Consider the following 6080-nt stretch of genomic DNA (forward strand, 5'->3'; position numbering starts at 1 on the left):
TTTGATTTTTCGGGAACCGTGCATTAAGCAGCTCAAAAACAGGTAATTTTTCAAGACCTAAAAATGCTAAAATCTTGATCTGTAAATACTTTTATATTTAATCAGCAAGACCTAATTAGGACTTCGTAGTTGTACTTTAGCCCTGCAAATATATCTACAAGTGCTAAAGGGCAACTACAGACAAAGACTTTTTTATAACTAATTATCCAAATATAATATTACCTAAATAGAGTGTGCTGAAAAACTCTTTTTTAAGGAGTAGGATAGCAGGGAAGTAGGGGAATAATTTTTTTGCCTAACTCTTGGCAGAAATGCTGACTTTTTGATTTTTCGGGAACCGTGCATTAAGAGGTGAAAAACAGGTAATTTTTCAAGACCTAAAAATGCTAAAATCTTGATCTGTAAATACTTTTATATTTAATCAGCAGAGCAATAATTAGGACTTCGTAGTTGTACTTTAGCCCTGCAAATATATCTACAAGTGCTAAAGGGCAACTACAGACAAAGAATTTTTTATAACTAATTATCCAAATATAATATTACCTAAATAAACCTAGTTAGTTTCTAAGAAAAATCCTTGGTTTAAACAATAGATATCTACAAAAAACCTAATTTATTCGGTTCCCGTGCATAAGTCTTTCGCTATTCAGAATAATTATTGATCGAACCTTCGGCAGCGATCGCCGACCTATTACTATGAATAACCTGCGATAATATGGGTTGGCTAATACTCATTCTATTTGCTTCAGTTTCAGTCCAACGCACAACCCAGTTAGGTTGTATTCCTAAAACAACGATCAGAACTGCTAAAATAATTCCTGGTATTCTATCTGACAATTGCACTGGAGACAAATTAATTACTATTTCAGATAACCTCCCAAAAAATACTCGGTTAGTTAAAAGCAAAAAATAGACTGATGTTAACCCGGTTCCGATCATACATAGAATAGTTGGAACCGTAAAAACATTGAAACTACCTCTAAACACTAAAAATTCTGAAATAAATCCAGCCATTCCTGGAATACCAGCACTTGCCATTACTCCCAAAATCATTAGACTGCCAACTATTGGTAAACCTTGTTCTGGGTTTAACAGACCGCGCAATATATCTATATCCCGTGTACCTGCTTTTTTGTAAACTACTCCCACTAATAAAAATAGTAAAGCAGAAATTAGACCATGGCTAATCATTTGAAACACTGTTCCCAAAATACTAAGAGGAGTTGCCGCTGCACTAGCTAACAAAATGTAACCCATGTGACCAACCGAACTATAGGCCACCATCTTTTTCATGTCTTTTTGGGCAATGGCATTAAATGAAGCATAAAGCACACTAACTACTGCCCATATTGCTAACCAGGGAGAAATATACACCCAAGCTTCAGGAAACATATTTAATCCAAATCTCAGCAAACCATAAGTTCCTAGTTTTAATAGCACTCCTGCTAAGAGTATGGAAATTGGTGAGGAGGCTTCAACGTGAGCATCTGGTAACCATGTATGGAAGGGAACTAGAGGAATTTTAATTCCAAAACCGATGACTATTGCTCCCAATAACAATAGTTGAGTTGCTAAAGGTAGGGTATGAGCAAATGCTTGGTCGTAAGCAAAATTGGAAGAACCGCTTAACCATACTACTCCCAGAAATCCAGCTAGGACTAGAATTCCTGAAATTGCTGTATAGATGAGAAATTTGGTGGATGCGTAACCTCGTCTTGGCCCTCCCCAGATAGCAATTAATAGGTATAAGGGAATGAGTTCTAGTTCGTAAAAGAGGAAAAACAGCAGTAAATCTTGAACCAGAAAGGCTCCAAATACGCTAAGTGCTAATAACAGTATGAGAGAGTAATAAAAACGAGGTCTTTTGATTGATTCGTCTGTGGCATAGATGGCAATAGTGGTTAACAGACTGTTTAATACTACTAATGGCAGAGATAAACCGTCCATTCCCAAGGAGTAGCTTAAACCTAGGGAGTCTATCCAGGGAAAAAAGACAACGAATTGTTGATTTGGATCTTGTGGATTGAATTGCGTAAGTAGCACTAAAGACCATAAGAAGCTAATAATAGCTACTGTTAAAGCTAGTTGACGGGCTAATTTTGGCGAGACAGTGCTTGGCCAAAAACTAATAATACCTGCACCAATTAGTGGAACTAAAATAAGACCATTGAGCATTTTTTGATATTTTCTTTTGAGGGAATTTACCGATAATTTTGCAATTCTACTATAGAGCTATAGGAGATGGACAATCTTTAACAAAGCCAGAACTCAGAAGTTAGAAGTTAAATTATTGCTGTGGCTAAATTTCAGAGTTTGAGAATATTTGCCCTAGTAATGGTAACTGCTATAAATCAACATCACAGATTAATCACAAATCAAAAACTGGAAATATTTTCATTACTGTTGCGATATACGCAATAGTAGAGCATCAAACCTATATCAAAAATGAACTGAGAGTCATTAATGTTCCTAGTTAAGTCAATCTATATATCAACGTCACGGATTAATTATTAATCAAAAACTGGAAATATATTCATTACTGTTGCGCAATAGTAAAGCATCTTACCAAAAATCAACGGGACGTTGAAAGCCCCTGCTCTTTAGAGAGGGGATGAAAACAGACACGGCAGGTTTAAAGGTGCTGTCCAGTTTTTAATTAAATATGGTCATACTTGCGTGAGTTTTTCTGGCCCTACTGGGACAGATTTTAATTGTTGAGCTAAATCTTCATCAGTTGGAAAACAGACAGTACTTGGAGCGGGATTGTTTTCAGAATGTAAGTGAATCCTAATTGATGCTTTTTCCGGAAAGGCATTTTTGATGTTTTATCATATATTAGTATACTCATAGCAATTCAGATTTCATGGAGGTGATAATCTTGAATGTCTAGTTATGGATGTCAACAAAATTTAATTAACCCTGACAAAGAATTAATTGCAATACTTGAGTTTATTTGTTCTGAATCTCACAAACTAACCAATTGTGGTATTTATTATGGTCGCCAATTATTTTTCAAATCCAAAAAAATAATTGGCAAGTATGACCTAGAAAAAGAGTACAAATCAAATAAACATTATCAAGCTTTATATTCCCAGGCAGCACAGCAAATATTAAGGTCTGTTGCGGAATCTTTTAAATCATTTAAAGAGTTAAACAAAAAATACAAAAAGGGTAATCTGCATTTTCAACCAAGGATTCCTAAATACCGAAAAAAAGATGGTTTGGCAATAGTGACATATCCCAAACAAGCTTTAAGAATTGTTGGGAATCAAATCAGAATTCCTCTAGGAACAACCATAAAACGATGGTTTAAATTAGACAGTTTTTTAATACCAATGCCATCTAATCTACAGTTTGTAGACCTCAAAGAATTACGGATACTACCGCGTAATCAATGTTTCTATGTGGAGTTTGTCTACAAGAAAGAGGTTGCACCTCAACATGAATTAAATCCTCAAAATGTTTTGGGAATCGACCCTGGTATTAATAATTGGTTAAGTTGCGTTTCTAACGTTGGTACTAGCTTGATTATTGATGGATGCAAGGTGAAAAGCCTGAATCAGTGGTATAACAAACGAGTTTCTACTTTGAAAGAAGGTAAGCCACAAGGTTATTGGGATGAGCAATTAGCCAAGATCACAGAAAAACGTAACCGTCAAATGAGAGATGCAGTTAATCAAGCTGCAAGGTTGGTTGTTAACCACTGTATTAAACATCAAATTGGTACGGTAGTTTTTGGATGGAATCAAGGACAACGGCAAGAGGCAAATTTAGGCCAAGTGACCCAATCATTTGTACAAATACCCACAGCTAAACTTAAAGAACGAGTCAAACAATTGTGTGAGGAACACAAGATTAAATTTGTGGCAACAGAAGAGTCATATACCAGTAAGGCTAGTTTTTTAGATGGGGATTTTCTGCCTACTTTCGGCGAAAAACTTGAAGGGTGGAAAGCATCAGGGAAAAGAGTTAAACGTGGGATGTACCAAACAGGCAAAGGTTTGTTAGTTAATGCTGATTTAAATGGTGCAGCGAATATACTTCGTAAAGTAGAGACACAATTAGGTATAAACCTAGTCAAGGTCTGTAGGCAAGTTTTGACCCTTGCTACCAGGTTAAGGATCTGGGAAACCAAAGCTAAAAAGCGAAACAGGACGGCTTTAGCCTCCTATGTAGCAACAGCTTAGAATCCCCGCGCTTTTAAGCCGGGGAGAGGTCAAGACAACTCGTCATTAAAATCTTTCTGCATCGCAAAAATATCTTGATTATGCTACAATAGTATTATTTTAATAATACATAATAGTTTTGCGAAACAATATCGCTTTGGGAAAAGGCCGTAAAAAGCTTCAGCGATATTCTTGTGCATAGTATATAGGAGGTGTGGGAAGTAGGGGAAGTGGGAGAAAAAATATATATTATCACCATTATTATGTAGGACTACCCTTACTTCTGACTTTTAACTTCTTACTTTTGACTTGATGAGGATGGATAGAAAAACAGTAGAATCAGGATTAATATTACTTGCTCTGACAGGTTCTCAAGCTTACGGGACTTCCACACCCACATCTGACAGTGACTATAAAGGAGTTTTTATTGCTCCCAAAGATTACTATTTAGGCTTCAAATCTTTTGAACAAAAAGACCGAGATTGGGATGAACCAGGAACAGGTTTATTTCCAGTATTAGATAATGTCAAAGATTGTGTAATTTATGAGTTAAGAAAATTTCTCACACTGATTTATAACAATAATCCGAATATATTAGAAACACTCTGGTTAGATGTAGATTTTTACTTACATTTATCGGCAGTGGGAAAAAAGCTAATTTCTTATCGTCAGGCATTTATTTCTCAGAAAATCAGAGCTTCTTTTGCAGGTTATGCTTACTCTCAAATTAAACGAGTTGAAACTCATAGAAAATGGTNGGTTAGATGTAGATTTTTACTTACATTTATCGGCAGTGGGAAAAAAGCTAATTTCTTATCGTCAGGCATTTATTTCTCAGAAAATCAGAGCTTCTTTTGCAGGTTATGCTTACTCTCAAATTAAACGAGTTGAAACTCATAGAAAATGGTTATTAAATCCTCCAGAAAAAAAGCCAGTACCTCAAGATTTTGGTTTGAATGAAAATAGCTATCGACCTTTAACAAAATCTGAAGTTAATGCTTTTATGGAATTTCTATATATGTTGGTTAGAGACTGCATAGAATTTTTAGAGCCTGCTCAACAATTAAGAGACTTGCTGTTAGAAAAAATTGATTATAAAGGCATTCTCAAACAACATCCAATTTCTGAAGAGTTATTACCGAAACTTCAAGAATATACAAGGGCAAAAAATGATTTTATTCATCTGTTGCACTTAACTCAAGCTTATCGGCAAGCTCTAAGTCAATGGGAAGCTTATTGTAGTTGGAATAAAGGTAGGAATTTGCAACGGAAGGAGTTAGAAAAAAAGTGTGGATATGATGCCAAACATATGAGTCATTGTATTCGGTTGTTAAGAATGGGAATTGAAATTTTGCGGGATGGAGTTTTGTATGTGAATCGAAAAAAAGCTGGTGATGCTGAATATTTGTTATCTATTAGAAATGGGGATGTTTTTTATGAAGAAGTGAAAAATTTAGCTGATGATTTATTTGCGGAAATTAAGGAGGTTAAAACAGAATTGCCAGAACAAATTGATAAGGAATTTTTGAATCATGTTTGTGTGGAATTAGTGGAAATGGCAGGTGTTTGTTAATTAGGGTTTGCTGAAAAAGTATGAGTGGTAAGGGTAGGAGCCAGGAGTCAGGAGTCAGGAGTCAGGAGTCAGGAGTCAGGAGTCAGGAGTCAGGAGGGATGTTCAACAATTAATAATTACCTCTTCTTATAAATAAGAGGATTGAATAAAAGGATTTTTTTTATTTTTTCTCTTGAAATAGAAGGCTTTATACCTTTATTTTTCGGTAAATTTAGAGAACGTAGAAGAAAGAATTATCCCTTAATTTTTATGCCCTTATCTGCCTAAAATACTCACTTTTTAACTTTTTATATCATGTGCCCCCTCCGGGGGAGCTACGAATTGCGGATAATCACTTATAA

General features: G+C 35.4%; 3 protein-coding genes. 2 read left to right on the top strand and 1 reads right to left on the bottom strand.

Annotated features, from left to right (window positions below; genetic code table 11):
- Positions 1–642: 642 nt before the first annotated feature.
- Positions 643–2175: an NADH-quinone oxidoreductase subunit M gene (locus tag AFK68_RS14620; RefSeq protein WP_094673439.1), complete on the bottom strand. Its 1533-nt coding sequence runs from the start codon at positions 2173–2175 to the stop codon at positions 643–645.
- A gap of 707 nt (positions 2176–2882) precedes the next feature.
- Here AFK68_RS14620 and AFK68_RS14625 point away from each other — a divergent pair.
- Both AFK68_RS14625 and AFK68_RS45245 read left to right on the top strand, forming a co-directional pair.
- Complete coding sequence (locus AFK68_RS14625; RefSeq protein ID WP_094673440.1) at positions 2883–4187, top strand: RNA-guided endonuclease TnpB family protein; 1305 nt, start codon at positions 2883–2885, stop codon at positions 4185–4187.
- A 297-nt stretch (positions 4188–4484) separates the two neighbouring features.
- Positions 4485–4923 (top strand): DNA polymerase beta superfamily protein (locus tag AFK68_RS45245; RefSeq protein WP_371357393.1); only part of this gene is annotated, 439 nt, incomplete at its 3' end.
- Positions 4924–6080 lie beyond the last annotated feature (1157 nt).

The organism is Hydrocoleum sp. CS-953 (assembly GCF_002260545.1).
In the GTDB taxonomy this organism is placed as follows: domain Bacteria; phylum Cyanobacteriota; class Cyanobacteriia; order Cyanobacteriales; family Microcoleaceae; genus Trichodesmium.